This is a genomic window from Saccharopolyspora mangrovi, from assembly GCF_035320975.1.
Taxonomy (GTDB): Bacteria; Actinomycetota; Actinomycetes; order Mycobacteriales; family Pseudonocardiaceae; genus Saccharopolyspora; species Saccharopolyspora mangrovi.
This window is the reverse complement of the sequence record NZ_JAWLNX010000002.1, coordinates 334,110-359,271: the sequence shown is the minus strand read 5'-3', so window position 1 is coordinate 359,271 and position 25,162 is coordinate 334,110. Positions and strand designations below refer to the sequence as shown.

The following is a 25,162-nucleotide window of genomic DNA, read 5'->3' as shown; positions in this document are numbered from 1 at the left end:
TGAGCGGCGTGCTTGACTCCGGGAAGCGGTTCAAGAACAGAAAAAGAGGGTTTCCGTAGGCTCTGACCTGCGGAAACCCTCTTGCCGGTCGGGACGGCGGGATTCGAACCCACGACCCCTTGACCCCCAGTCAAGTGCGCTACCAAGCTGCGCTACGTCCCGGCCACCCCGTGGGGTGTGCCAATAGCTTACCCCACGGTTTTCGCGGCGATCATGACCCCCTCCTAAGGTTTGTTTCCGCAGGTCAAGGACAGGATCGGACTCGTCGCGAGCCGCAAGGATGCGGGTGGCGGTGATCGCCGCTCATGGCCACCTTGACTGCGTTGGCGAGCCCACCGAGGGCCTGTCGCCAACTGTGCGGGGAAGCCTTCTTCGATAGTGGTAACTACGCGGCTGCCGCGCAGTGCTATGCCGAAGCGGCGCATGTCAGCAAGGAAGCGCGCGAGCCTGATCTCTGGGCATGTGCCATGACGCGCCACGCCTTCATCAGCATCTACGAGCACCAGTTCAAGGATGCCGCCCCGTTGCTTGAGGGGGCGGCCACGCTGGCGGCGCGGGGCGATCCCGCCCGGACGACTCGGTACTGGGTTGCGGCCGTCCAAGCGCAGACGTTCGCGGGCCTGGGGGATCTGTCCAACTGCGAACGAGCGTTGGACAGGGCCGAGCACGTTGCCGGTCTGGACGACAGGGCACCCGCGACGGGGTGGCTTCGGTTCGAAGGGTCTCGGCTGGATGAGGAACGCGCCTCCTGTTTCGTCGCGTTGCGTCGCCCGGACTTGGCTGAGCCCGCGCTCAACAAGGCGCTGGGGCAAGCGAGGTCGGCGCGTCGTCGTGGCAGCGTGCTCGTTGATCTTGCGATCGTCGGTGCTCAGCGAGGGGACGTCGATCAGCTGGTGATGAACGGTGCTGCGGCAGTGGACAGCGCCAGGCAGACGGCCTCGGTCGGCTACGTTGGCCGCAAGCTCGGAGGTCTGCGAGAGCAGCTGGTGCCGTATGTCGGCGACCGGCGTGTGCGCTACCTGGATGCGCAGATCAAGGACCTCGTGTCCGCAACGAGTTCACAGTGAGGAGAAGTGTCAGTGTCGGATGAGAAGGGCCGCATCTTCCGCGAGGCGTGGATCGCTGGGGTGAACGCGCACTACCCAGGTGAGCCGAAGCCCGGCTACATCGCGCCGTGGGAAGACACGCCCGACTGGGAACGCGCGAGCGCAGCAGCGGTGTATCAGCAGGTGCAGGACTTCATCGAGGCGACTGCCGGTAGCGCTTCGAAGCTCACTCGCGAGCAGAAGGGCAGGTTCGTGGCGCTGTGCTGGACCGGCCAGATCTACAAGCATTTCGCCGATCCCAAGCCTGCCTACGTCGCGGACTGGGTGGACATGCCGGAATGGCAGCGCGAGACCGATTCCAACATCTTCGAGCGCATCGAAAACGAGACTGCGCCACGCACCGCGTAGAGGTGGTTTCGTGGCCTCCTGTTTGCCGAGTGCGACCAATAGGGGAGCGCGGCTTGAGGAAGTTGATACCGGTGCTGGAGGCGGACGCGCGGCTGGAGGATGTTGCTGATCTTCCACGATGAACGCTCCGCACGGTCGTGCTCGACTTCCTCACGGAGGTGATCAGCTCTGGCAAGTTCGCGGCCGTCGGCACCCCTGGTGATAGCGACCTCGCCAGCCGCATCGAATGGGAACGCCAGACCCGCAGCTCGCAGATGCTGAAAGACGTCACTGGCGAGGACAACCCCATCGACGCATCCAATCAGGCGATTTCCACGCAGAGTCTTCTGGCGAAGTTCGACCGCTGATAGCTTGATCGACGTGGCCCGTGCTCCGGAAAATGGAGCACAGCAATGAATCTCCTGATTGACGGAACTGAGCTGAACTTCGTCAAGGCGAGCCGTTCGCACATCGACGGCAAGGAGTGCGTCCACGTCGCCGTTGAAGGGGCTACGGCATTCCTGGTCGAGTCCGACAACCCCTCGTTCGTCGTTGAGACCCCGGTGCGCAACCTCACCGTCTTCTTCGACGGGGTGAAGCGTGGCGAGTTCGACCACCTGGTGGCCGGTGTCCTGGAGCCAGCCGTCTGATTCTCACGCGAAGGAGCCCTCGCCACATCGGCGAGGGCTCCTTGTTCAGGTGTCGATGACAGGCGGTCAGGCGTTGGCATTGCCCGCCGCCCGGCGCAGAATCGACCCAGGTGATCCAGCGGAAACCCTCTAATTCTGTTCTTGAACCGTTGCCCGGAGTCAAGCATGCCGTTGATGGACACCTTGACTACGGAGTTGTGGAAATGGTCGTTCGTGATCTTGGCGAGCCTCACCGAGTCTGTCGAGCCTGTGGGCTGGGTACCTGCGCGACTGGGGTCGTTTCCGCGACGACCGGGCACCTCCTGTTCTGGCGAGGCCCCCGTTGTCGCGGTAGCGGCACGTGAGATCTGCGCGGGCTACGTACGCCGGGGATGTGCTGAATGTTGACGCAGCGACTGCGACGGCTTGGTGGGAAAGCCGAGACTGAGGGTTTTCAGCCTGGGAGCCTGGCGCCTTGGTGGTCGAGTTCGCGTCGCACTGCGGTGGCGTCGACGTCGCCATCACGGGCGATGAATGCTGCGGCGACGCCGGCGGCTTGCCCGGTGGCGAAGGCGGTTCCCATGACTCGCAGGGAGGCTCCGGCACCGCGGTCGCCGTCGACGGTGCGTCCACCGGCGAGCAGGTTCGGTGTGTTGCGGCTGCGGAGCACGTCGAGCGGGATTCCGTAATAGCCGGGATCGGCGATGTAGTTCCACTCCACGGGTAGTCCCGGGCCGGGGTGGGACTCGATGGGCCAGGCGCCGACTGCCACGGCCTCGTCCACGGGGCCGGGTTGCAGGACGTCCTTCTCCGTCAGCTGTTCGCGACCGACTAGGTGGCGGGACTCCCGGGTTCCCAACTCCGGTCCGGTGCTGACGATGTAGGCGTCGCTGCAGCCCGGGAGGCTGCGCACGACCGCCAGGTAGGCCTGCGCCTGTTGGCGGGCGCTGCGCTCCGCGCGGCTGGTGTCAGCGGCGTCGCGCGCGTCGTAGCCCTCGTCGGCGAGGTAGGTGATCAGGTCTCCGGACACCGGCATCCGGGCGATGAGGCCTGTCTCGCCGGTGAGGTCCTCATTCCCGGCTTCCTTGGCCGCGCGCACGGCGGCTGCCAGCGCTTCGCGGGTGACCGGTGCCTCGGTCGGAATGCCGCCGAAGCGAACGCCGAGCGTGCCGTTGAGGACCCAGCCGTCGTTGCCGTAGCGCACCTCCGCACCACCGTGGTGAGCCAGGTCCGCCTCGCCGGTGGCGTCGACGAACGCCGCGGCCGCGTGCTCGTGCACCCCGGAGTGGTCGGCCACCCGCACGGCCGTGATCCGGTCGTCCTGCCGCTCGGCTTGCAGGAGGTGGGAGTGCAGCAGCACGTCCACGCCCGCGTCGTGGCAGAGCTGGTCCGCGACGCGTTTGACGGACTCCGGGTCGAAGACGACTGCGACCGCTTTGAATCGCTGCGGCTCGGTCACCGCGCCCAGTTCTCTCAGGCCGGCGAGCATCTCCTCGGCTACTCCGAACGCTATCTGCCGACGGTCTTCGGTGTGCAGTCCGCAGTAGGTCACCACGTTGCGCAGCGTGGCCGCTCCGCCGAGGCAGGGGCCGCGGTCGATCAGCAGCGTGCGCGCTCCGGCGCGGGATGCTCCGATCGCGGCCGCGATACCCGCGGACCCGCCTCCTGCGACGATGACGTCGTAGTTCTCGGTCACCCTTGGATTTCCTTTCCTAGCGGGCGGTGGCTTCGGTTTCGACCGCGGGCATGGGGTCGGTGACCCCGTGTTCCCGGACGCCGAGCATGAGCAGCATGCCGAGCAGCGGACCGGCGGCGAGGGTGGCGAAGGCCAGGAAGAACGAATGGGTCGTCTGGAAGACCGCGCCGAGCACCACCGGCACGATCGTGCTGCCCAGCTGCCAGAACGCGTTCGTGGCACCGGCGGCCGAGCCCGCGAGCCGCACTCCGGCGAGCTTGGGGATCAGCGCGACCATCAGCGGGCTGTAGCCGTAGGCGGCGACGCCGAGCAGCGGTGCCATCCAGAGGAAGCCGGTGAGGCTGTCGCGGGTACCGAAACCCAGCAGCGCCACGACGAAGGTGCCGAGCACGATGGCGGTGGGGATTCTCCGCCTGTCGCCGAAGAAGTCGGACAACAGGCCCATGAGGGGTTTGGCCACGCTCGCCGCGATTCCGAAGATCACGACCACGATTCCGGCCTGCACGGCGGAGATGTGACTTCCCTTGACCATCAACGCGTTGGACCACGTGATGAAGCCGTAGGTGCCCCACAGGCCACCGAATCCGGCCAGTCCGAGCAGCCACAGGTCGCGGTTGTGGGCCAGCGGACGCAGGTTCGGCATCGCCCGAGGCGCGCTGGTGGCGTGCGTGCCGTTGCGGAGCAGCGCGAAGCACAGGACGGCGATGACCATCGATGCCGCGCCGAACACGTGGTAGGAGGTGCGCCACCCGGAGGCGGCGATGAGGCTCGGCACGATGGCGTTGGCGATCACAGCGCCCAGCGAGGTCGCCGTCATGAACACACCCATGGCGAACCCGCGGTCCTGCGGCGGGAACCACTGCGAGATCAACTTGACCCCGGCGGAGTAGTCGCACCCCGCGAACACACCGACCGCAGCTTGAAATGCGAGACCTGTGGCCATCGAGTCGGTTTCGCCGAACAGGACCATGAAACCGCCTGCGGCGAACAGCGAGCAGCCGATCACCACGCGGGGGCCGAGCCAGTCGGTCAGCACCCCGCCGGCGGCGTTGGAGATGACGTAGCCGACGTAGTACCCGGTGGCGAAGACACCGAGCCCGGCGAGGGAGACACCCAGGTGTTCGCCGACCGACACCGAGGCCGGCCCCCAGGTCGACCGATCCACCGCAGTCATGGTGAACGCCGCCCACGACAGGGCGAGCACCACCCAGCGGTACGGGCGCCGGTCGATGACCGGCTCCGAGGTGAGACTCATCGTTGAGGCCCCTTCTTGGACACTGTGGCACCTGCCTAGAAGACATGCCTAAAGCACTGTGCGGCGACTAGCTACGCGGTCCGTCCGCACACCGGGACTGCGTAAGATCGAGGTAGAACTCCGACCGCAGATGAGTAGACCTCGTTTGCAGGAAACCGTCCAATACCCGTTGTCAAGACGTGCCATGCCCCGCAGGCATGGCAGGGGAAGCGAGGAGACCGTGGAGCTGCGCCACCTCCGGTACTTCGTCGCCGTCGCGGCGGAAGGATCCCTCACCCAGGCGGCGGAGCGACTGCACCTGACCCAACCATCGCTGAGCCGGCAGATCCGCCAGCTCGAAGGCGACATCGGCGCGGCCTTGTTCGAGCGCAATGCGGGAGGCACGTCGCTGACCCCTGCAGGGGTGGCGCTGCACCAACACGCGTTGCTGCTGTTGCGGCTCGCCGATGCCGCGCCAGACATGGCGCGCTCCGCGACGAGCCACGCCCGCGAAGTCGTGCACATCGGCATCCCCCCGGGATTGCCGGAGGGGTGGTTGCTCGACGTCCTCGCCGCGCTGGAGACCGAGGTTCCGCACGCCTCGATCACGTTGATCGAGGCCAGCAGCTCCGAGCAGCTGCGGATGATCCGCGAGGGCCACCTCGACCTCGGCATGGTCCGCGAACAACCGGCCGGCAAGCTGCGCGCCAAACTGCTGCTCGAGGTCCCCTTCGGCGTCGCCGCGCGCCCCGGACATCCCCTCGCCGGAGCAACGAGCTGCCGGATGCAGGACCTGGACAACCTGCGCATCCTCGCGCACGGTCGGCAACAGGTCCCCGTCGTCGACGACCGCCTCGTCATGGCGGCGCACGCCGCGGGTGTCGTGCCGCTCTGGCAGTTCACCCAGTTCTCCGAACACGCCCTGGCCTGCGCACAAGCGGCGAAGGCCGATGCGGTGCTGCTGGTCGAGCACACCGCGCACCGACTGCTGCCCGGCTGGACCTGGCTGCCCCTGACTGAACCGGAGCTGCCGCTGCTCACCTGGCTGGCGTGGCCCACCGAAACTCGCGCCGTCGTCCGCGCCGTCGCCGACGCCGTTCCTGCGCATGACTGAACCGTTCGGCGCGGCCCTCAGATCGAGCTGTTGGCACCATCGCAGACTCTAGAATGCGTGGATTCTGCAGGATGGAACCCCCGGGAGGAGCGATGGCGAGGGAGATGAAGCAGCCGCCGGCGTACGCGATCACCAGCGTTGATCACGCGTTGCGGCTGGCAACGATGCTGCAGCTGGAGGGTGGGCTGAGCGTCGCGGATGCGGCGGAGCGCTTGGGCGTCGCGCGCTCCACCGCCCACCGGTTGCTGGCGATGCTGGTCTACCGGGATTTCGCCGTGCAGGACGATTCCAAGGTTTACCGGGCGGGTCCTGTTCTGGAGTTGGCGTCACATTCGCAGTCGACGGTGTCGCGGTTGCGGCAGGTGGCGTTGCCGCACCTGCGCAGTTTGGTGGACAAGCTGGGGGAATCGGTCAACCTGACGGTGCGCACCGGGCGGACCGCTCGGTTCATCGCCAGCGTCGAGTGCCAGCAGGCGTTGCGGGTGGGTTCCCGCGAGGGGATGGTCTTCCCGGCGCACCGGATCAGCGGGGGATTGCTGCTGCTGGCCGAGCTCACCGATGACGAGCTCGACTCGGTCTACGCGGGGGCTGACGCCGCTGAGGCGCCTGAGTTGGATGCGCTGCGCCGTGAGCTGGCGAAGGTCCGGCGCAACGGGTTCGTGGTCAACCAGGGGCGTTCGGAGCGCGGGGTGGTGGCCATCGGTGTGCCGGTTCGTTCGGCGGATGGTGCGGTGATCGCGGGTGTGTCGGTGTCGATGCCGAGCGTGCGCTACGACCGGCAGCGGCTGCGCCCGATCGTCGCGGTCCTGTCGTCGGTCGTGAGCGCGCTGGAGAAGGACTTCAACGGGCACTGACAGCGGCCGCCCGGGTTGTGCCTGGCGAGCGGGGAGGCCGTGCTGGGCATTCTTCATAGCAGAACTTCATGTTCCTCGAGGCGCAACGATCGCAGGATGGATCGTGCTATCCGGTCGTCCGCGCAGCTCTGCGGCCCGTGATCGAGGCGTCGTGGAGTTCGATTGCCAAGAGGAGTTCAGTCCAGTGCAGTTCTATCTTGATGGTTACAAGCCGGGGGATCCGTTCGTCGAGGAGCCTCATCCGTCGGTGGCCGAGCGTCCGGCGGGGCTGCCGGAGACGGCTGATGTGGTGATCATCGGGTGTGGTCCTGCGGGGCTGATTCTGGCAGCGCAGCTCGCTCAGTTCCCGGAGCTGCGCACGGTGATCGTCGACCGGCGGGATGGTCCGCTCGAGGTGGGCCAGGCCGATGGGGTCGCTTGCCGCACGGTGGAGATGTTCGAGGCGTTCGGGTTGGCCGATCAGCTTGTCCACGAGGGGTATCAGGTCAACGAGGTGTCCTTTTGGCGACCGGATCCCGAGCGCAGCGGCTCGATCGTGCGCACCGGGCGCATCGACGACGTGGAGGAGGGCATCTCCGAGATGCCGCACATGATCGTCAACCAGGCCCGGATGCTGGCCTACCTGCGTGACCACATGGGCCGCTCGGCTGCCCGCGCCGAGCCGTTCTACGGGCTGCACGCCACCGACGTCCAGGTCGGCACCGACGGCGAGTACCCGGTCACGGTCACGCTGCAGCACGTCGAGGACTTCGAGCCGACGGGCGAGACCTCGACGATCCGGGCCAAGTATGTGGTGGGTTGCGACGGTTCGCGCAGCGGTACCCGGGAGGCCATCGGCCGCCGCCTGGAAGGCGATGCGACCAACAGCTCGTGGGGTGTGCTGGACGTCCTGGCCGTCACCGACTTCCCCGACATCCGGCTCAAGTCGGCCATCCACTCCGAGCAGGGCAGCATTCTGATCATCCCGCGTGAAGGCGGGTACCTGGTGCGGCTCTACATCGAGCTCGACAACGACCGCGACGGCGAGATGCTGCGCAATCGCAGCGCGACACCGGAGAAACTCGCCGCGGTGGCCAACCGGATCCTGCACCCGTACTCGATCGAGGTGAAGCACGTCGGCTGGTGGGCGGTCTACGAGATCGGGCAGCGCCTCTGCGACCGCTTCGACGACGCCGACGGCGAGCGTGAGCCGCGGGTGTTCATCGCCGGCGACGCCTGCCACACCCACAGTGCGAAGGCCGGGCAGGGCATGAACGTCTCGATGGCCGATGCCTGGAACCTCGGCTGGAAGCTGGGCACGGTGCTGCGCGGCACATCCCGGGCCGAGCTGCTGCGCACCTACTCGCAGGAACGGCAGAAGGTCGCCCAGCAGCTCATCGACTTCGACCGCGAGTTCGCGGCGCTGTTCAGCGCCCACTCCGATGACGACGAGGGAGGTGCGGATCCGGAGAAGTTCCAGCACTACTTCCGCGAGCAGGGCCGGTTCACCGCCGGGGTCGCTGTGCGCTACGAACCCTCCCTGACCACCGCTGCCTCAGCGCACCAGCACCTGGCCGAGGGGTTCCCGCTGGGAATGCGGTTCCACTCGGCCCCGGTGATCCGGCTGGCCGACGCCAAACCCGTGCACCTCGGACACGCGGCGCGGGCCGACGGCGCGTGGCGGCTCTACGCCTTCGCCGACCGCGCGCACCCCGCCAGCCGTGACTCCCGGTTGCGGGAACTCGCCGAATTCCTGGCCTCGGAGAAATCACCCCTGACCCGGTTCACCCCGCCCGGCGCCGACCCCGACTCCGTGATCGACGTGCGGGCCGTGCTCCAGCAGGGACACCGCGACATCACCGTCGAGGACCTGCCGCCAGCCTTCCTGCCCCGCAAGGGACCGTTCGAGCTCGTCGACTACGAGAAGGTCTTCTGCCCCGATCCGATCAGCGACATCTTCGACCTGCGGGGACTGGATCGAGATCGCGGAGCGCTCGTGGTCGTGCGACCGGACCAGTACGTCGCCCACATCCTCCCGCTCGACGCCCACGACGAACTCGTCGACTTCCTCCACGGGGCACTGGTCGAGGTCGCCACGCCGCTGTCCGGGCGTGGCGAGGTCAACGCCACGACCACTTCCTAGCAGCGCAGGACCATCGTGCACCATCTCTTTTGCGTTCGGGTGTGGATCGGTCAAGGGCGTGGGCGAGTGGTCGTCGGGCTCGCTGATCCTTGATGTTTGCGACGCACCGCAGCCGACAGGGGTAGGTGAACGCGGCGGATTTGGTCGCCGTCGGTGGCATCAGGTGACGCGGAACGCGGGGATCTTCGTGTCCAGTTCACTGGCCGAGAGTGGCGAGCTGGTAAAGTGGTCATACCTCTAGTTCTTCTGGGTGAGGAGCCGCAGCATGGGCGTCACGGACGACCCCTGGGTGCCGTTGCGTCAGGGATCGGTGTCGGATCTGATCGCGGAACGGATTCTCCAGGCGATCACGTCTCAGGACCTGAAGCCGGGGGACCGGTTGCCGCCGGAACGCGAACTCGCGAGTCGTCTCGGTACGAGTCGGCCGTCCTTGCGGGAAGCGCTGCGGTCGTTGAGGCAGAGCGGGCACATCGACATCAAGCACGGTAGCGGCGTGTTCGTCGCGGATCCCAGCGAGTCCCACGCGTTGCGCGACGCGAAGTTCGCCGAGGAGCTCACGCTCACCGAGTTGTTCGACATGCGCGAGGTGCTCGAAGTTCCCGCCACGGCATGGGCTGCGCGCAACCAGGACCGCGAGCTGCTGGCGAAGGTGACCGAGGCCTTCCAGGCTCTCGACCGGTGCGCTGGCGCCGCCGAGATCGACTGGGCGCAGCTCCGCGCGCTCGACGCCGCCTTCCACCTCCGGATCGTCGAGGCCGCGGGGAACCGCTTCCTGACCCGCACCGAGACCGTTCTGCAGGAAATCCTCGCGCGCGGGATGCAGTCCACGTTGCGGTTGCCGGGCCGGCTTGAGCGGTCCCGCCGCGATCACACGCGCATCCACGAAGCCGTGATCGCGGGTGATCCCGTCGCGGCGCGACGGGCGGCCAAGGCGCACATCGACGGGGCCCGCCGCGCGGCGCTCAAGCACCTGCGCGACGGGCAACCGACGGAGGAGGAGTCAGGGCAGGCGCACTGACGGGGCCGGCAAGCCCTGGACGCCGGGGTCGAGCCGCAGCAGCCGGCCCGCCAGCGGCTGTTCCTCGCGTTCGGCCGCCGACAGCGGGTCCAGAGCGCTCGTCACGAAAAGGTCGCCCATGTCGGCGCCGCCGAACGCGACGCTCGTGGGGTGCGAGACCGGCAGCGGCACAACGCGATCGAGCCGCCCGTCCGGTGCGTACCGGCGGAGCTCGCCGCCCCTGATCATCGCCACCCACACGCCGCCCTCGGCGTCGACGGTCAGTCCGTCCGGTCTGCCCGGGGAGTCCGAGACGTCGGCGAGGGTGCGGCGAGCACCCGGGTGGCCATCCCCGGTGTCGTAGTCGAAGACGTCCACGCGCAGCGTGGGAGTGTCGGCGTAGTAGAGCAGCCCGCCGTCGGGGCTCCAGCCCAGACCGTTGGACACGGTCACCCCGGTGACCACCGGAACCAGCTGGTCGTCGAGGCGGTAGAGGGATGCGGTGCCGGGGTCCTTGTCGGTGTGCAGCGTGCCGATCAGCAGCCTGCCCCGGGGATCGGGGCCGCCGTCGTTGAACCGCATCCTGGGATGGGGCGGCACACTGGCGACCTCTCCGAGCACCTCCGTGCCGGCCACTTCCAGCAACGTGTTGTCGCGTGCCGCGACGACGGTCGCGCGCGTGGTCGGGAACGCCGCGGCGACCTCCCCGCCCAGCACGCACCGCTGCGTGGCGCCGTCGGCGGGGGAGGTTCGGTGCACCGCCCCGCCCGTGATGTCCACCCACAGCAGGGTTTCGGTGCTCGCGTCCCAGAACGCTCCTTCGCCGAAGCGCGCGCGGACGTCGCCGACCGGATCGACGGTGACCGCGCTCATGACGTCGCTCCGGCGGCCTGCAGGAACTCGGCGGTGCGGTCGCGCAGTTCTCCCGGGTCGAAGCCGCCGTCGGGGTCCGCGCCCAGCAGGTGGTGCCCGACGGCAACGCACTTCGCCCCCGCCGCGACCACCTCGGCGGCCAGCGTGGGCGTCACGCCACCGCTGGCCATCACCTCCAGGTCCGGCATCGGCCCGCGCAGTTGCCGGAGGTAGTCGGCGCCGACCGCATTGATGGGGAACACCTTGACCACGTCGGCGCCCGCGTTCCGGGCCGACATGATCTCGGTCGGGGTGAACGCCCCCGGCACCGAGAGCAGCCCTTCGCGGCGCGTGCGTTCGACGACCTGGGCGTCGAAGTGCGGTGACACCACGAAACGCGCCCCGGCCGCGGCCGAGGCCGTGACCTGCTCGGGTGTGCTCACCGTGCCGGCGCCGATCAGCGCGTCGCCGGGCAGCTCCCGGCACAGCAGTGCGATCGTCTCCATCGGACGGTCGCCGGTCATGGTGACCTCGAACGAGCGCATCCCGGCTTCGTGCAGCGCTGCGCTCAGCCGGAGGGCCTGCTGCGGCGTCAGGCCGCGGTAGACCACGGTGAGCGGGCTGAGATCGATGTCGGTCATCGGTTCCTCCCTGCGGTGACGTCGAGATCACCGGTCGGATCGTGACGGCGGCTGAGGTGCCGGCCGCCGTCGACCGGGATGATCGTGCCGGTGATGAACGACGAGGCGTCCGAGGCGAGGAAGGCCACCGCGTCGGCGACCTCGTCGGGGGTGCCTGCGCGGCCGAGCAGCGTGGGCGGGGCGCTGTCGTCACCCCAGCTCTTGCCGTCCAGGGTGGTCAAAGTGGAGGGTGTGTTCACCACGCCCGGCGCCACCGCGTTGACCCGCATGCCCCACGGGGCCAGTTCCACGGCCAGCGCCTTCGTCGCCGCGCGCACGCCGCCCTTGCTGGCGACGTAGGGCCCGTAGCCGGGCAGCGGCATGGACTCCTGGAGGCTGCAGAAGTTCACGATCGAGCCGCCGGTCCGGCCGGCCGCGTGCAGCCCGCGCGCCACGGCGGTGCTCAGCACGCCCGTGGCGACGACGTTGACCGCGAGCACGCGGTTCCAGTCGGAGACGGAAGCGTCGAGGAAACCTCCCTTCGGGGAGTAGGCCGCCGCGCAGTTGACCAGCACGTCGAAACCGGGTGCGGCTTCGGCGCGGTCGGCGAGTGCTTCGAGCTGTGCCGTGTCGGCGAGGTCGCAGGTGACCCCTTCCAGCCGCGCGGCGACCGGGTCCTCGCACCCGCTGGCGAGGTCGGTCACGGCCGCGTCGCGGTCGACGCCGAGCACCGCCGCGCCGCGACGGGCCAGGTCGTGCGCCACGACCCGGCCGATCCCGGTCGCCGCTCCGGTCACGAGCGCGCGGCGCCCGCTGAGCTCGTTCATGCCTTCGTCTCCAGTCCTCGCTGCCGTCGCTGTCACAGGTGCCGCCGGGGGATCGCGTGCCCGCGCCGTCCGCGCAGGAAGTCCAGGTCGGCCCCGGTGTCGGCCTGGCCGACGTGCTGCCGGTACAACCCGCTCCAGCCGCCTTCCTGCCCGGCGGGCTGCTCCTGGGTGGTGGATTCGGCCGCGCGCCGGGCCAGCTCGGCGTCGTCGACGAGCATGTCGAGCCTGCGCGCGGCCACGTCCAGGTGCACGCGGTCGCCGGTGCGCAGCAGCGCCAGCGGGCCGCCCGCGGCGGACTCGGGCGCGACGTGCAGCACGATCGTGCCGTAGGAGGTGCCGCTCATCCGGCCGTCGGTGATCCGCACCAGGTCCCGAACGCCTGCGTCCAGGAGCTTCTTGGGGATCGACAGGTTGCCGATCTCGGGCATGCCCGGGTAACCGCGCGGCCCGGCGCCGCGCACGACGAGCACGGTGTCGGCGTCCACCGGCAGATCCGGGTCGTCGCAGCACGCGTAGTACTCCTCGACGGTGTCGAAGACGAGCGCGGTACCGGTGTGGTCGATCAGTTCCGGAGAGGCCGCCGACAGCTTGATCACCGCGCCGTTCGGGGCGAGGTTGCCGGTGAGCACCGCCGTGGCCGATCCCGCGGGCTGCACCGGTTGGGCCCGCGTGCGGATCACTTCCGTGTTCCAGTTCTGAGCACCGGTGCAGTTCTCGGCGAGGCTCTGGCCGGTGATCGTGCGCGCGTCGCCGTGGAGCTGGTCGCCCAGCTCGGTCACCACTGCGGGCACGCCGCCCGCGTAGCTGAACTCCTCCATGAGGAACCGGCCGGAGGGCAGCAGGTCGACCAGCAGCGGGATGTCGCGTGCCTGCCGGTCGAACTCCTCCAGCGGGAAGTCGACCTCGGCGCGCCCGGCCAGCGCGCTCAGGTGCACGATGGCGTTGGTGGACCCGCCGATCGCGGCGTTGAGCCGTGCCGCGTTCTCGAACGACCGCCGGTCCAGGACGGTCGAGGGCCGCAGGTCCTCCTCCACCAGGGACACGATCCGCTTTCCCGATTCCTCGGCGAGGGCGGAGCGGCCCGCGTCCACGGCGGGCACTGCCGCACTGCCCGGCAACGACAGGCCCATGACCTCCACCAGGCAGGCCATCGTGGAGGCCGTGCCCATGGTCGTGCAGTGCCCCGCGCTGCGGGACAGGCACGCCTCGGCCTGGCCGAACTCGGCGCGGCTCATCCGGCCGGCCCGGACCTCCTCGGCGAACTGCCACACGTGCGTGCCGGAACCGGCGTCGGCGCCCCGGAACTTGCCGTTGAGCATCGGCCCGCCGGTGAGCATGATCGTCGGCAGGTCGGCGCTGAGAGCACCCATGAGCTGAGCGGGAACGGTCTTGTCGCAGCCGGCGAGCAGCACCACGCCGTCGAGCGGGTAGGAGCGGAGGTTCTCCTCGACCTCCATCGCCATCAGGTTGCGGTAGAGCATCGCCGATGGGCGCATCAGCGTCTCGCCCAGCGACATCGTCGGGAACTCCAGCGGGAATCCACCGGCCAGCAGCACGCCGCGCTTGACCGCCTCGGCCACGTCGCGCAGGTGCCGGTTGCAGGGCGTGAGCTCCGACCAGCTGTTGCAGATCCCGATGACGGGCCTGCCGTCGAACATCTCCGGTGAACGACCCGAGTTGTACAGCTTGGACCTGTGGACGAAGCCCATCTTGCCTTCGGCGCCGAACCAGGAGGTGCTGCGTCGTGCGGGTTCGGGCGGTGTCATGACCGTGCCTCCTGCGGGGTGTGGCGGACCAGGCTCAACTGCGTCGACGAGCTGGTGGCGAGTTGGTCGCCGTTCACCTCGACCGTGAACGGGCGGGAGTGGAAGTCGAGCAACCTGGCGGGGGCGGTCACGTCGCCGTAGGCGTGCATTTCCCACGGGGCATCGAGCAGGTCGTCGGTGTTGCGGACGTGCTCGTCCACCGCCAACCTCGGCAGCAGCGCTCCGTCGCGCACCAGAACGGGAATGCGTTCCAGCGTAATGAATTCCTCGTGCAGCGCCGGGCCTTCGTACCGATCGCCGGTGACGAGGTCGGTCCACCCGCCGCGGGGGACGTAGAAGCGACGCCGCACCGGCTCGCCGCCGTCGTCGAAGACCGGAACGACGAGCAGGTCCGAGCCGAGCAGGAACGCGTCGTCGCGCCCCGTGGCGAGGTCGTCGTCGGGGAACTCCAGCGCCAGCGGGCGCAGCATCGGCCAGCCGTGCTCTGCCGACTCGTGCGCGGCCTGCCACAGGTAGGGCAACAGCGAGTAGCGCAGTCGGATCCACTCGCGCGTGATGTCCAAGGCGTGCTCGCCGAACTCCCACGGCTCGCGCGGGCGGAGTCCGTGGGCGCGCATGAGCGGCGAGAGCGCGCCGAACTGCGTCCAGCGCACGTAGAGCTCAGGCGTGAGTTCGGGGCCGAAGAAACCGCCGATGTCGTGACCCCACAAGCCGGGCATGCTCATGGCGTGCGACAGGCCGCCGCGCAGCGTCGTGCGCATGCCCGACACCGTGGACTCCGCGTCTCCACCCCACTGCGCGGGGTAGCGGTGCGACCCGGCCCAGCCGGAACGACCCCACACCAGGGGTGCGCGACCGGTCTTCTCGGCGATGGCCTCGCTGACCGCGCCGTTGTAGCGCAGCGGGTACAGGTTGTGGGCGTGCTCGGGTCCGGTTCCGTCAGCGAGCTGGACGTCGTCGGGCAGGCCCTCGCCGAAATCGGTCTTGAACACCGCGACGCCGTCGTCGAGGAAGGGTCCGTGCAGGTCCTGCCACCAGCGGCGGGCCTCGGGCGAGGTGAAGTCCAGCAGCGCCCTGGGCCGTCCGTCGGGCACGGGCGTGCCTGCGATCGTGGCGATCTCCCCGCCGGCGTGGGTGACGAGGTAGCCGCGCTCGGCGGCCTCGGCGTAGCGGGGCGATGCCGGGTCGAGGTAGGGCAGTTCCCAGACCGACAGCCGCAGGCCGAGACGCTGCAACGTGGTGATGAACTCCGCTCGTTCACCGAAGCGGTCGGTGTTCCAGATGAAGTCGCAGTTGAGCCGGTCGACGACGAGCCAGTCGGGGTCCAGGTGCAGGATGTCGCACGGGACGCCCAGTTCCCGTAGCGTGCGGCCGACCTCCTCCATCTGCGAGGCGGAGTGGTACCTGCAGCGGCCGAGCCAGTACCCGAACGCCCACACCGGCGGGACCGCTCCACGCCCGGTGAGCCGCGTGTAGGTCGTCAGCGCCTGCTTGGGGTCGGGGCCTGCGATCAGGTAGAGGTCCAGCTCGCCGCATTCGGCTTCGACGCCGAACACGCCGTTGCGGGAGTGGCCGACGTCGGCGTTGACGACGGCACCGGTGTTGACCAGCGCGAGGTAGCCCGCCGTGGAGTACCAGACCGGGGCCGGTTTGTAGGCCATGCCGGTCCCGGTGCCGAGCGCGTCCTCGACGCGCAGGCGCAGCCGCTGCCCGTTCTTGACCGAGCGGCCGAACTGCTCGCCGAAGCCGAGGATCTCCTCGTCGGGGCCGAGTTCGAGGTTGACCGCGGTCGTCTCACCCACGGTCGCGGCGGGGGAGATGGGCAGTCCGGCGACTTGGCGGAGCTTCCCGGCGGTGCTGATCAGCGTGGCGCCGGTGGCGGTGTCTTGGACTTCCAGCGAGAAGGGGCGCCGGCCGAGCGTGACGCGCAGTCGCCCCCCGGTCACGACGGTGGTGTGCTCGTCCTGCTCGACCGTCGTGCTGGTCTCGGCGTACCCGGGTGTGACGAGGATGCCGTGTTCGGTTCCTGCCGGTGCCGAACGCGGTGCGTCGGCCGCGCCGATCGTGATGCGCACGGCCTCGGGTCCGGCCCAGCGGACGTCCACCGCGACGTCTCTGGTGAGCAGGGGAGGGGTGTCGAGCTCGGGGAGGTTCGGCATGGTCGTCTCGATGCCTTGCTCGGTGAGCGTTTCGCCGGTGAGGTAACCGAAACCGTCGGCTCCCGGTTGGCAGAGAACGGCGCGCACTCGCGCGGTCACACCGTGGCCGGCGGTCGTGTCGGGATGCGTTCTCACCTCCTCGACCTCGCGCAACATGTACCGCTCTGTCAACGCTGACATCCCTTCTCCCGTGGTGACCGCAATCTTGACGCGGTGTCCCTGTTAGCTTAACTTCTGGCAAGAGGTCTTACCACTTCCCCCATGCAAAGGAAACCCCATGACAGGCAACGCCGCCGTCGTGCTCCGGAAACCGGACGACGTCCTGCGCCTGATCGACACAGGTCGGATCCGTCCCAAGAACCCCGGCTTGGTCAAGATCGTCGCGCTCGGCAGCATCTTCGTGGATGGCTGGGATCTGAGCAGTTTCGGTCTCGGGACCGTGCAGATCACCTCGGAGTTCAACCTCACCAACTCGGGGTTGAGCCTGCACTCGCTGCCCGTCATCTCGATGATCATCCTGCTCGGCGCGATGTTCGGCGGGCTCTTCGGTGGCTACCTCACCGACCGAGTCGGCCGCACGAAGATGTTGCTGATCACGCTGTTCCTGCTGGTCGGCGCCACGGTGCTGGCGGCGACGGCGCCGACCCCGGAACTGTTCTGCCTCTGGCGATTCCTGATGGGCGTCGGCGTCGGGCTCGACGTACCCGTGGCGTTGGCGTTCGTCGCCGAGTACAGCGCGATCTCCAACAAGGGCCGCAACGTCACGATGGCCCAGGTGATGTCCACGGCTGCGGCCGCGGTCGCGTTCTTCGTGATCATCCCGTTCCACTTCATCGGTGTCGGCGAGCAGCTGTGGCGGTGGTCGATCGGCCTGGGTGCCATCCCCGCGCTCATCGTGCTGATCCTCCGGTTCATCTACACCGCCGAATCCCCGATGTGGGCGGCGAAGTACGAAGGGCTCGAGAAGGCTGCGGAAATCCTGCGCAAGAACTACGACCTCGAGGTCACCGTGCAGGAGGAGCGCCGGGTCCCGGTGCCGCAGGAGGAGCGCTCCCGTGCCGGCAGTCTGCTAGCGCTGTTCCGGCCGCCCTACACGGCGCGCACCATCCTGGTCAGCATCCTGGTGGTCTGCCAGGCCGCGCAGTACTACGCGATCTCGCTGTACATGCCGAAGATCTTCAACTCGTTGTTCCCGGACAACATCGTGCTGGTGCTGGTGCTCTCCGGCATGGTCAACGTCGTCGGCGCGATCGGTGCGCTCGGCTGCGTCGCCGGGACGCAACGATTGGGCCTGAGACGACTCGGCCTGATCGGTTTCTCCATCACCGCGGGCTGTCTGGCGGTCATCAGCGGCGCGTTCAACGTTCTCGCCGCCTCGATCGCGGTGGTGCTGATCGCGCTGTTCTCGGCCGCGCACAACTTCGGCGCGGGCTACGTCGGCACCGCGATGGGAACGCTGTCCTACCCGACTGCCATCCGCGGAATCGGCGGCGGGTACACGCAGGCGATCACCCGGGTCGGCGGCATCATCGGCGCCTTCGCCTTCCCGGTCCTGCTCGAGGCGCAGGGCATGCGCTTCACGATCGGAGCGATCGTGCTCGCCCCGCTCGTCGCGATCGTCGCGCTGATGGTCATCCGCTGGGACCCGGTGGGCAAGGACGTCGAAGAACACGGTGACGAGGACGAGCACGACTTCGACGAGGTCGGCGCGAACACGTCGACGAGAACGACCTGAGCCGATGGGAGCCCTCGCGCGGCGGGGGCTCCCATCGCCGCGAACTCTCTGCCCCCGAGCCTCGGGCCGAACCGGAGGGCGCCCGGCCGTGAAGGTCCTCCGGAACACGAATCACAGGAGAAGAACGAATGCCTAGCCAGCCCACAGTCCTGATCGACGGCCGGTGGACCTCGCGCGAGTCCACCCTGGACGTCCGCAACCCGGCCGATGGCAGTCTCGTCGGCCGGGTTGACTGGACGGACGCCGAGCAGGCGGCTGCGGACGCCACAGCCGCGGCCGATGCGGCGGCGGCCGCCTTCGCCGGCTGGGCCGGCACCGGGGTTCGGGAGCGGTGCCGCCTGCTGTCGGCCGGGGCCGACATCATCGAGGAGCGTGCTGATGTCCTCGCCGACCTGCTCGCTCGCGAGGCGGGCAAGCGACTTCCCGAGGCGCGCGGCGAGATCGCCTTCTCGGTGGAGTACTTCCGCTGGTTCGCCGAGCAGGCGAGGCGGCCGCACGGGGCCGTGGTGCAGGAGGAGAAGGCGGTGCGGCGGCACCTGGTGCGCCGCAAACCGGCCGGAGTGGTGGCGAGTCTGACGCCGTGGAACTTCCCGTGCTCGATCCAGGCCCGCAAGCTCGCACCCGCGCTCGCCGCGGGCTGCACGGTCGTGGCGCGCGTTTCGGAGAAAGCTCCCCTCGCAATCACCGAGATGATCCGGTGCCTCACCGACGCCGGGCTGCCGCCGGGCGCGGTCAACCTCGTGCACGGGCCCGCTGCGGAAGTCACGGAGTCACTGCTTTCTCACCGCGCCGTGCGCATCGTCTCGTTCACCGGATCCACCGAGGTCGGACGGCTGATCATGCGTCAGGCGTCGAACCGGATCGTGCGGCCGTTGCTGGAACTCGGTGGGAACGCGCCGTTCCTGGTCCTCGACGATGCCGATGTGGAGGCCGCGGTCGAGGGCGCGATGCTGGCCCGGTTCCGCAACACCGGCCAGTCCTGCATCGCCGCGAACCGCTTCTTGGTCCAGGACGGCGTGCACGACGAGTTCGTGGCCGAGTTCGCAGCCAAGATCGAGGCGATGACGGTCGGCAACGGGGTGGCCGACCCGTGCCCCGACCTCGGCCCCGTGATCGACGACGAGCGCGCGGCGGCCGTCCGCGGTTTGGTGGACGAAGCCGTCGCAGCGGGTGCCCAGGTCCACGGCGGCGAGCAGCGACTCCCGGACTCCGGTAGCTACGTCGCGCCGTGCGTGCTCACGGGAGTGCCCCAGGACGTCGGCCTGGCCACGCAAGAGGTGTTCGGGCCGGTGGCGGGCGTGTTCCGGTTCTCCACCGTCGAGGAGGCGCTGACCACCGCCAACGCCACCGAGATGGGGCTCGCGGGTTATGTGTACTCCGGTGATCTCGGCAAGGGTTGGCACATCGGCGAGCAGCTGGACGTGGGCATCCTCGGGGTCAACGAGCCGCTGCCCAGCGTCGCCTTCGCACCGATGGGCGGAGTCAAGCAGTCGGGGCTCGGCAGGGAGGGCGCTGACATCGGACTTGAGGAGTTCACCGAGGTCCAGTACGCAGCGCTGACCCTGTGAGCGCGGCAACGGCGGTCTTGCTGGCCTTGCCGGTGCTGATCGGAGCCCTCACGCAGCGCACGACGGGCCTGGGCTTCGGTTTGGTGGGGGGTCCGCTGATGGTCGCCGCTGCGGGCCCGCACATCGGGGTGAGCTTGTCGAACGCGCTGTCGATGGTGCTGTGCGGGACCGTGCTGGCCCGGACCTGGCGGGACACCCATTGGCGTTCTGTGCTGATGCTGGCGCTGCCCGCGATCGCAGCCATCCCGCTCGGCGCGTTCGTGGCAGCGGTCTCGCCGACCGGACCGTTGCTCGTGCTCATCGGGTCGATGGTGATCGTCGCGGTGGTCGCCACGGTTCTGGCCGGACGCCAGAGGCTGCTGCGGGGAGTGCCGGGCGCGGTCATCGCCGGAGCGGTTTCGGGCTTCATGAGCGTGACCGCCGGGGTCGGAGGACCGATGGTGTCGGTGTACGCGCTCTCCGAGCGGTGGGCTCGACGAGTTCTCATCCCGACCGCGCAGGCGTACCTGCTCATGGTGAACTTCGGATCCCTGGTTTCGAAGGGGATCCCGGAGGTGTCCTGGCTCGGGTGGGTGTGCTGCGGTGCGGCCCTGGTGATCGGTGCGATCGCGGGGGAGTGGCTGGACAAGCGGATCGCGGCGAAGACAGGCCGCCGGTTGATCATCGGCGTCGCGCTGATCGGTGGTGCCGCCTCCGTGGTGCGAGGTGTCGTGACGATGCTGTGAACGCAGCGGAGGACGAGCAGTTCGTCCGAGGGCGAGGTCGGAAGGGAACCCGCACAGGACACATCAAAAGAGAGCGACCAACATGACGTGACGGAGCCCCGCCAGCGAGCGGAAGGCGTTCCCGGTCTGGGTGTGAGTGCCCAGCCCGGGAACGGTCGCTTTGTGCGGCTGGCTGAAGAGCGAGCGGCTCGACGTCGCCTCCGCCAGGGTCGGCCGCCGGTGGAACTCCAGCCGGGAGGTATGCGGTCTGCGCACGCACGGCTCGTGCTTCATGGCGACGGTTGAAGCGGTGGGCTTTCGCTGCGCCGCCCGTCCCATCGCGGCGTTCTCACGCGACGACGCCGTCCACGAGCCTCACGACGGCGTCGAGGTCGGGTTCGTCGTCGTTGTCGACGACGACGTGGTGAGCGCCGGACCAGGTGCAGTGTTGGGTTCCGAGTCGTTGCCAGAAGGCATCTGCTCGGTGCAGAACTTCGGCTACTACGGCATTCTCACGTGGCTGCCGACGTACCTCACCCAGCAGCTCGGACTCAGCACCACCAACTCCGGGCTCTGGACGGCCGTCACCGTGCTCGGCATGATCGCCGGCATCATGATCTTCGGCCAGCTGGCCGACCGGATCGGGCGCCGCCGCTCGTTCTGGATCTTCCAGGCCGGCGCGTTCATCTCGCTGTTCGCCTACAGCCAGCTCACCTCGCCGATGGCCGTGCTCATCGGCGGTGCCGTGATGGGCGTGTTCGCCAACGGCATGCTGGGCGGCTACGGCGCGATCATCGCGGAGAACTACCCGACCGTGGCACGGGCGACGGCCCAGAACGTCCTCTTCGGAATCGGACGTGGTGTCGGCGGGTTCGCTCCCCTGGTCGTGGCGCTCGTCGCCGGCTGGCAGGGGTTCGGCGCGGCGCTGGGCTTCCTCGCGCTGATCTACATCGTCGACATGGTGGCGATGCTGCTCATCCCGGAACGCGGTGGCAAACGCCTCGACGGCGCGGTCGCGTGACGGCGCTGCCCGTTTCCGACGTCTGACTGCTGGAAAGCGAGGAATCGTGCCGAACACGACGACACCGACGTCTGCGCTGCGTGCGCTCGGCGTCGACACGGACACCTACGGCCCGACGGTCAACACCGGGGGCTCTCCGCGCTACGTCGAGGTGCTCGGACGCGCCTTGGCGGAGGCGCTGCGCGAGTCGAACGCCGAGACGCTGGTCATCTGGAGCACACCCGACGAGGCGGTGCTGGCCCACGCGGTCGCGCTGCAGCTCGGTGCGACCGTCCGCAGGGCGTCCGAAGCGGAGGGAATCCTGACGCTCGACGAGCCGATCGCACAGGGCCAGCGCGCTGCGCTCGTCGCGACCGAGTGGGAAGGTCGCTGGCTGGCGAAGCTGCGGCAGTTCGTGCTCGGCAGCGGTGGCGAGGTCGTGGCGGCCGCCGCCGTCGTCGGCTCCGAGGCGCTCGACGCTGTCACCGGCCTTTCCACGGCGGCGCTCGTGCCGGCGCACGAGGCGAGGGAACTGCGCTGATGACGTCTCTCCGAGCCGACGGCAGGCGGTTGCGCGACCTGCTCGACGCGTTCGCTGCACTCTCTGAAAGCGACAGCGGGCCGGGCGTGACCAGGCTCGCCTACACGCCGCTCGAACGTCGTGCGCATGCGCTGTTCTCCGAGACCATGTCCGCTCTCGGCCTGAGCGTGTGGGTCGATGCGGCAGGAAACACGCTCGCGGAACGGCCGGGCTCCGATGTCGGCCTCCCGGCGATCGGCACCGGGTCGCATCTGGACAGCGTCCCCAACGCGGGCTCCTATGACGGGATTGTCGGGGTGTGCGCGGCGATGGAGGTGGCGCGGCTGCTGGTCGAGCACGACGTCGCACACCGGCATCCGCTGCGGTTCGTCGTGTTCGCCGCCGAGGAGGGTGCGCGCTTTGGTCAGGCGTGCACCGGCAGCAGGATCGCGGCGGGACTCACCGGTTCTGATGACCTGCCGTTGAAGGTGGACGCCGACGGCGTCACGCTCGCCGAAGCGATGGTCGGCGTCGGGCTCGACCCGTCGACTGTCGAGGACGCGCAGTGGAAACCGGCCGACTGGGCTGCGTTCGTGGAACTCCACATCGAACAGGGCAGCGTTCTCGAGACCGAGGGGGTCCGGCTGGGCGTCGTGAATTCGATCTCCGGCAGCACGAGGCTGCGTCTGGATCTCAGCGGCCGCGCGACGCACAGCGGTGGTACGCCGATGCACCTGCGCGCTGACGCGATGGCTGCGGCGGCCGAGATCGTGCTCTCCATCGAGGCGTTGGGCAAGGACGAACGCAACGTCGGAACCAGGACGACCGTCGGCAAGCTCGACCTCGCGCCGGGTTCGATGACGACGATCGCGGGCAGCGCGTCTCTGTGGGTCGACGTTCGGGGCACGGACGCGGGACGACAGCGCGACACCGCCGCCGAGATCGTGCGACAGGCGAAGCGGATCTGCGAGGAGCGCGGGCTCGGGTTCGGCCACGAACAGCTCGCCGATACCCCACCGGTGGAACTGCGGGAGGGCATCCGCGACGAGCTCGCCGCGTCGTGCCGAGCGGTCGGGGTCGAACCTCGGGTGCTGACCAGCGGCGCCAGTCACGACGCACAGCAGGTCGACCGGGTGACGCCGGCGGGCATGCTCTTCGTGCCGAGCAAGGCGGGCATCAGTCACGACCCGGCGGAGTGGACCGACATCGACGACATCGCTCTCGGGGCGACGGCGCTGACGGCGGGACTGCTGCGCCTGGATGAGAGCCTGCCGTGATCGCATCCGCAGAGCTGGGCCTCCTCGGCGGTGACCTGCCGACGCCGGTGTCCGAGCGCGCGCCGGTGCTCGCCAACCGGGCGCTGTCGGACCGGTACCGGTCGCTGCGACTGCGGTCCGCGATGATCGCACAACGCGCGCGGGCGGGGCAGTTCGTGATGGTCGCGCCTGACGCGCGGCCGGGCACGGTGCTGCCGCGGCCGATGGCGATCTACACCCGGGATGCCGAGCGCGGAGTCGTGGAGATCGTGTACGGCGTCGTCGGCGACGGCACGAGGTCGCTGGCCGCTGTCGCCGAGGGCGAGCACGTCGTCGTGACCGGACCGTTGGGGCACGGGTTCACGATCGCCGACGAGACGCGACACGTCCTGCTCATCGGGCGAGGTGTGGGAACGTGCGCGATGACGAGCGTCGCGCAGGACCTCGCCGGGACACCGGTGCGCGTGTCGGCCGTGCTCAGCGGCCGCGACCCCACTGCGGTGCTCGGCGAGGACGTGCTTCGCGGTTGCGGGGCGGAGCTGCTCCTCGTGACCGATGCGGAGGGCACCAGTCCGGTCTCCGCTCTGCGCGAGCGTCTGCACCGCGTGTTCGACGATGACCCGCCGCAGCAGATTCTGACCAGCGGGTCCGAGCGGCTGACCCGGTTGGCCGTGCAGCTCGCCGCGCGGTGGCGCGCTAGCGCGCAGGTGTCGATCGAGGCACACATGGCCTGCGGGCTCGGCTACTGCCACGGCTGCGCCGCCGGAGGCGGCGACGGCACGCTCGAGGCGCCGCTCGTTTGCCGCGACGGTCCGGTGTTCGGCATCGGCGGTGAGCCCGCGCGAAGGTCGTAGAAGCGGTTGATGCATGCGGCGCACTGCTGGGTACGGCAGCGTGGTTGTGGGAAACATGCTGCCCGGCCCTTCGCGAATCGAGGCGCCGGGCGACATCCGAGGGCGAGGACAGGACGTCGACCGGCGCGGCGTCGGTTTGCTCGTCGTCGGGCGCGAGGAGTCTTGCTCATCGTGTCCCCTGTCAGGCGCGCGGTCTGGCCACCGAGGCGCGCTGGACCAGCCGGGCACCCACTCGCATGGCTCGGCCGGATTGCGTGCCTCCGGGGCCGCGTTCGATGGCGGCGAGGACGCGGTTGGCGGCGAGTTCGGCGAGTTCGGTGGCCCCGTTGTCGATCACGGTGATGGCCGGTTGCCAGTAGCGGAACCAGCTGACGTCCTCGTGGCAGATCAAAGACACGTCGTCTGGGACGCTGACGCCGCGTTCCCGGAGTTCGGGCAGCACGCCGAAGGCCGCTTCGTGATTGGCGACGTAAAGCGCCGTGGGGGCGTCGTCGCGGTCGAGCAGTGCGGCGAGCGCCTTCTCGCCGAAGGACTCCAGGAAGGGGCCGCGCACCACCAGGTCGTCAACGACCTGCAGACCGGCCGAGGTGAGCGCGGCGGCGTATCCGTGGAAGCGTTCTCGTCCGGAGTTGGCTTCCAGCGGTCCGCCGATGTAGCCGATGCGCCGATGGCCTGCGTCGAGGAGGTGCTCGGTGGCGAGATAGGCGCCATCGGAGTCGTCGGCGAGCACTGCCTCTCCAGGAGCTTCCGGCGCGCAGCGGATGAGGCTGAGCACAGGTATGCCTTCGTCGACGATCCGTTCCAGCAGCGCTACGTTCCGGCCGGTGCCGATCACGACGACACCGTCGACCTGGTGCTCGGCCAGCATCTCCAGGTATCGCGCCTCACGGTCCTCGTCGGCCCCGGTGACGCAGAGGATGACCTGGTAGCCGCGATCGTCGAGGCGCTGCTGCAGCACTTCCGCGATCGCGTGGAACGAGGCGTTGACGAGGTTGTTGAGCACGAGCCCGACCAGCCTCGTCCGGCGGGTGCGCAAGCTCTGCGCGGCCCGGTTGGGGCGGTAGCCCAGCCTGGCGGCTGCGGCCTCGACTCGATCGCGGGCGTCCGCGCTGATCGAGGTGGCTCCGGACAGCACGCGGGAGGCGGTGCTGCGGGAGACGCCGGCTTCTTGCGCGACGTCCAGCAACGTCACTGTACGAGGAATCGTTCCCACACTTTCCAT

23 protein-coding genes and 1 tRNA gene are annotated in these 25,162 nt (G+C 69.1%); 15 read left to right on the top strand and 9 right to left on the bottom strand.

Annotation, left to right across the window (positions count from 1 at the left end):
• Positions 1–88 precede the first annotated feature (88 nt).
• Positions 89–162 (bottom strand) — tRNA-Pro (locus R4I43_RS04265).
• 143 nt (positions 163–305) lie between these two features.
• Here R4I43_RS04265 and R4I43_RS04260 point away from each other — a divergent pair.
• The 4 genes from R4I43_RS04260 to R4I43_RS04245 all read left to right on the top strand — a co-directional run bounded on the left by R4I43_RS04260 (position 306) and on the right by R4I43_RS04245 (position 2,083).
• A complete protein-coding gene (locus R4I43_RS04260) occupies positions 306–1,067 on the top strand; it encodes a transcriptional regulator (protein ID WP_324264180.1) in 762 nt (253 codons plus the stop codon).
• 12 nt (positions 1,068–1,079) lie between these two features.
• Complete coding sequence (locus R4I43_RS04255) at positions 1,080–1,454, top strand: hypothetical protein (RefSeq protein ID WP_324264179.1); 375 nt, start codon at positions 1,080–1,082, stop codon at positions 1,452–1,454.
• Positions 1,455–1,591: 137 nt separating this feature from the next.
• Positions 1,592–1,801 (top strand): hypothetical protein, encoded by a 210-nt coding sequence (locus R4I43_RS04250; protein ID WP_324264178.1) that lies wholly within the window; start codon positions 1,592–1,594, stop codon positions 1,799–1,801.
• A 45-nt stretch (positions 1,802–1,846) separates the two neighbouring features.
• A complete protein-coding gene (locus tag R4I43_RS04245; RefSeq protein ID WP_324264177.1) occupies positions 1,847–2,083 on the top strand; it encodes a hypothetical protein in 237 nt (78 codons plus the stop codon).
• Between the two features lie 433 nt (positions 2,084–2,516).
• On the opposite strand, the gene R4I43_RS04240 is transcribed toward R4I43_RS04245, so the two are convergent.
• Complete coding sequence (locus tag R4I43_RS04240; RefSeq protein ID WP_324264176.1) at positions 2,517–3,758, bottom strand: FAD-dependent oxidoreductase; 1,242 nt, start codon at positions 3,756–3,758, stop codon at positions 2,517–2,519.
• A gap of 16 nt (positions 3,759–3,774) precedes the next feature.
• The gene (locus R4I43_RS04235) at positions 3,775–5,013 is read right to left on the bottom strand and encodes an MFS transporter (protein WP_324264175.1); all 1,239 of its coding nucleotides are present in this window, start codon (positions 5,011–5,013) and stop codon (positions 3,775–3,777) included.
• Between the two features lie 220 nt (positions 5,014–5,233).
• Here R4I43_RS04235 and R4I43_RS04230 point away from each other — a divergent pair, with 220 nt between their 5' ends.
• The 4 genes from R4I43_RS04230 (at position 5,234) to R4I43_RS04215 (ending at position 10,100) form a co-directional block, all read left to right on the top strand.
• Positions 5,234–6,106, top strand: coding sequence for a LysR family transcriptional regulator (locus R4I43_RS04230; RefSeq protein WP_324264174.1), 873 nt, complete (start codon positions 5,234–5,236; stop codon positions 6,104–6,106).
• 92 nt (positions 6,107–6,198) lie between these two features.
• A complete protein-coding gene (locus R4I43_RS04225; protein ID WP_324264173.1) occupies positions 6,199–6,960 on the top strand; it encodes an IclR family transcriptional regulator in 762 nt (253 codons plus the stop codon).
• 184 nt (positions 6,961–7,144) lie between these two features.
• On the top strand, positions 7,145–9,082 hold the full coding sequence (locus R4I43_RS04220) for an FAD-dependent monooxygenase (RefSeq protein ID WP_324264172.1): 1,938 nt from the start codon (positions 7,145–7,147) through the stop codon (positions 9,080–9,082).
• A gap of 265 nt (positions 9,083–9,347) precedes the next feature.
• Positions 9,348–10,100 carry a FadR/GntR family transcriptional regulator gene (locus R4I43_RS04215; RefSeq protein ID WP_324264171.1) on the top strand — a complete coding sequence of 251 codons (753 nt, stop codon included), beginning with the start codon at positions 9,348–9,350 and terminating at the stop codon, positions 10,098–10,100.
• On the opposite strand, the gene R4I43_RS04210 is transcribed toward R4I43_RS04215, so the two are convergent.
• From R4I43_RS04210 to R4I43_RS04190, 5 genes are read right to left on the bottom strand one after another with little or no spacing between them, the layout of a single operon-like run.
• Positions 10,083–10,952, bottom strand: a complete 870-nt coding sequence (locus R4I43_RS04210; RefSeq protein ID WP_324264170.1) for an SMP-30/gluconolactonase/LRE family protein — start codon at positions 10,950–10,952, stop codon at positions 10,083–10,085. The two genes, R4I43_RS04215 and R4I43_RS04210, sit on opposite strands and share 18 nt — an antisense overlap.
• Positions 10,949–11,572 (bottom strand): bifunctional 4-hydroxy-2-oxoglutarate aldolase/2-dehydro-3-deoxy-phosphogluconate aldolase, encoded by a 624-nt coding sequence (locus R4I43_RS04205; RefSeq protein ID WP_324264169.1) that lies wholly within the window; start codon positions 11,570–11,572, stop codon positions 10,949–10,951. Before R4I43_RS04205 ends, R4I43_RS04210 begins: the two co-directional genes overlap by 4 nt.
• Complete coding sequence (locus R4I43_RS04200) at positions 11,569–12,378, bottom strand: SDR family NAD(P)-dependent oxidoreductase (protein WP_324264168.1); 810 nt, start codon at positions 12,376–12,378, stop codon at positions 11,569–11,571. Before R4I43_RS04200 ends, R4I43_RS04205 begins: the two co-directional genes overlap by 4 nt.
• A 32-nt stretch (positions 12,379–12,410) precedes the next feature.
• Complete coding sequence (locus R4I43_RS04195; protein ID WP_324264167.1) at positions 12,411–14,144, bottom strand: IlvD/Edd family dehydratase; 1,734 nt, start codon at positions 14,142–14,144, stop codon at positions 12,411–12,413.
• Entirely contained in the window at positions 14,141–16,483 is a 2,343-nt protein-coding gene (locus tag R4I43_RS04190; RefSeq protein WP_324264166.1) for a glycoside hydrolase family 31 protein, read from the bottom strand. Before R4I43_RS04190 ends, R4I43_RS04195 begins: the two co-directional genes overlap by 4 nt.
• A 97-nt stretch (positions 16,484–16,580) precedes the next feature.
• Between R4I43_RS04190 and R4I43_RS04185 the strand changes: the two genes are divergently transcribed.
• The 7 genes from R4I43_RS04185 (at position 16,581) to R4I43_RS04155 (ending at position 23,940) form a co-directional block, all read left to right on the top strand.
• A complete protein-coding gene (locus tag R4I43_RS04185) occupies positions 16,581–18,038 on the top strand; it encodes an MFS transporter (protein ID WP_324264165.1) in 1,458 nt (485 codons plus the stop codon).
• A gap of 128 nt (positions 18,039–18,166) precedes the next feature.
• On the top strand, positions 18,167–19,606 hold the full coding sequence (locus tag R4I43_RS04180) for an NAD-dependent succinate-semialdehyde dehydrogenase (protein WP_324264164.1): 1,440 nt from the start codon (positions 18,167–18,169) through the stop codon (positions 19,604–19,606).
• Entirely contained in the window at positions 19,603–20,331 is a 729-nt protein-coding gene (locus tag R4I43_RS04175) for a sulfite exporter TauE/SafE family protein (protein ID WP_324264163.1), read from the top strand. Before R4I43_RS04180 ends, R4I43_RS04175 begins: the two co-directional genes overlap by 4 nt.
• A gap of 289 nt (positions 20,332–20,620) precedes the next feature.
• Positions 20,621–21,331: an MFS transporter gene (locus tag R4I43_RS04170; RefSeq protein WP_324264162.1), complete on the top strand. Its 711-nt coding sequence runs from the start codon at positions 20,621–20,623 to the stop codon at positions 21,329–21,331.
• 46 nt (positions 21,332–21,377) lie between these two features.
• Entirely contained in the window at positions 21,378–21,851 is a 474-nt protein-coding gene (locus R4I43_RS04165) for a hypothetical protein (protein ID WP_324264161.1), read from the top strand.
• On the top strand, positions 21,851–23,107 hold the full coding sequence (locus R4I43_RS04160) for a Zn-dependent hydrolase (protein WP_324264160.1): 1,257 nt from the start codon (positions 21,851–21,853) through the stop codon (positions 23,105–23,107). Before R4I43_RS04165 ends, R4I43_RS04160 begins: the two co-directional genes overlap by 1 nt.
• On the top strand, positions 23,104–23,940 hold the full coding sequence (locus R4I43_RS04155) for an iron-sulfur cluster-binding protein (RefSeq protein WP_324264159.1): 837 nt from the start codon (positions 23,104–23,106) through the stop codon (positions 23,938–23,940). The genes R4I43_RS04160 and R4I43_RS04155 overlap by 4 nt, the downstream gene beginning before the upstream one ends.
• A 181-nt stretch (positions 23,941–24,121) precedes the next feature.
• Here the strand turns inward: R4I43_RS04155 and R4I43_RS04150 are convergent, their stop codons facing one another.
• On the bottom strand, positions 24,122–25,132 hold the full coding sequence (locus R4I43_RS04150) for a LacI family DNA-binding transcriptional regulator (RefSeq protein ID WP_324264158.1): 1,011 nt from the start codon (positions 25,130–25,132) through the stop codon (positions 24,122–24,124).
• Positions 25,133–25,162 lie beyond the last annotated feature (30 nt).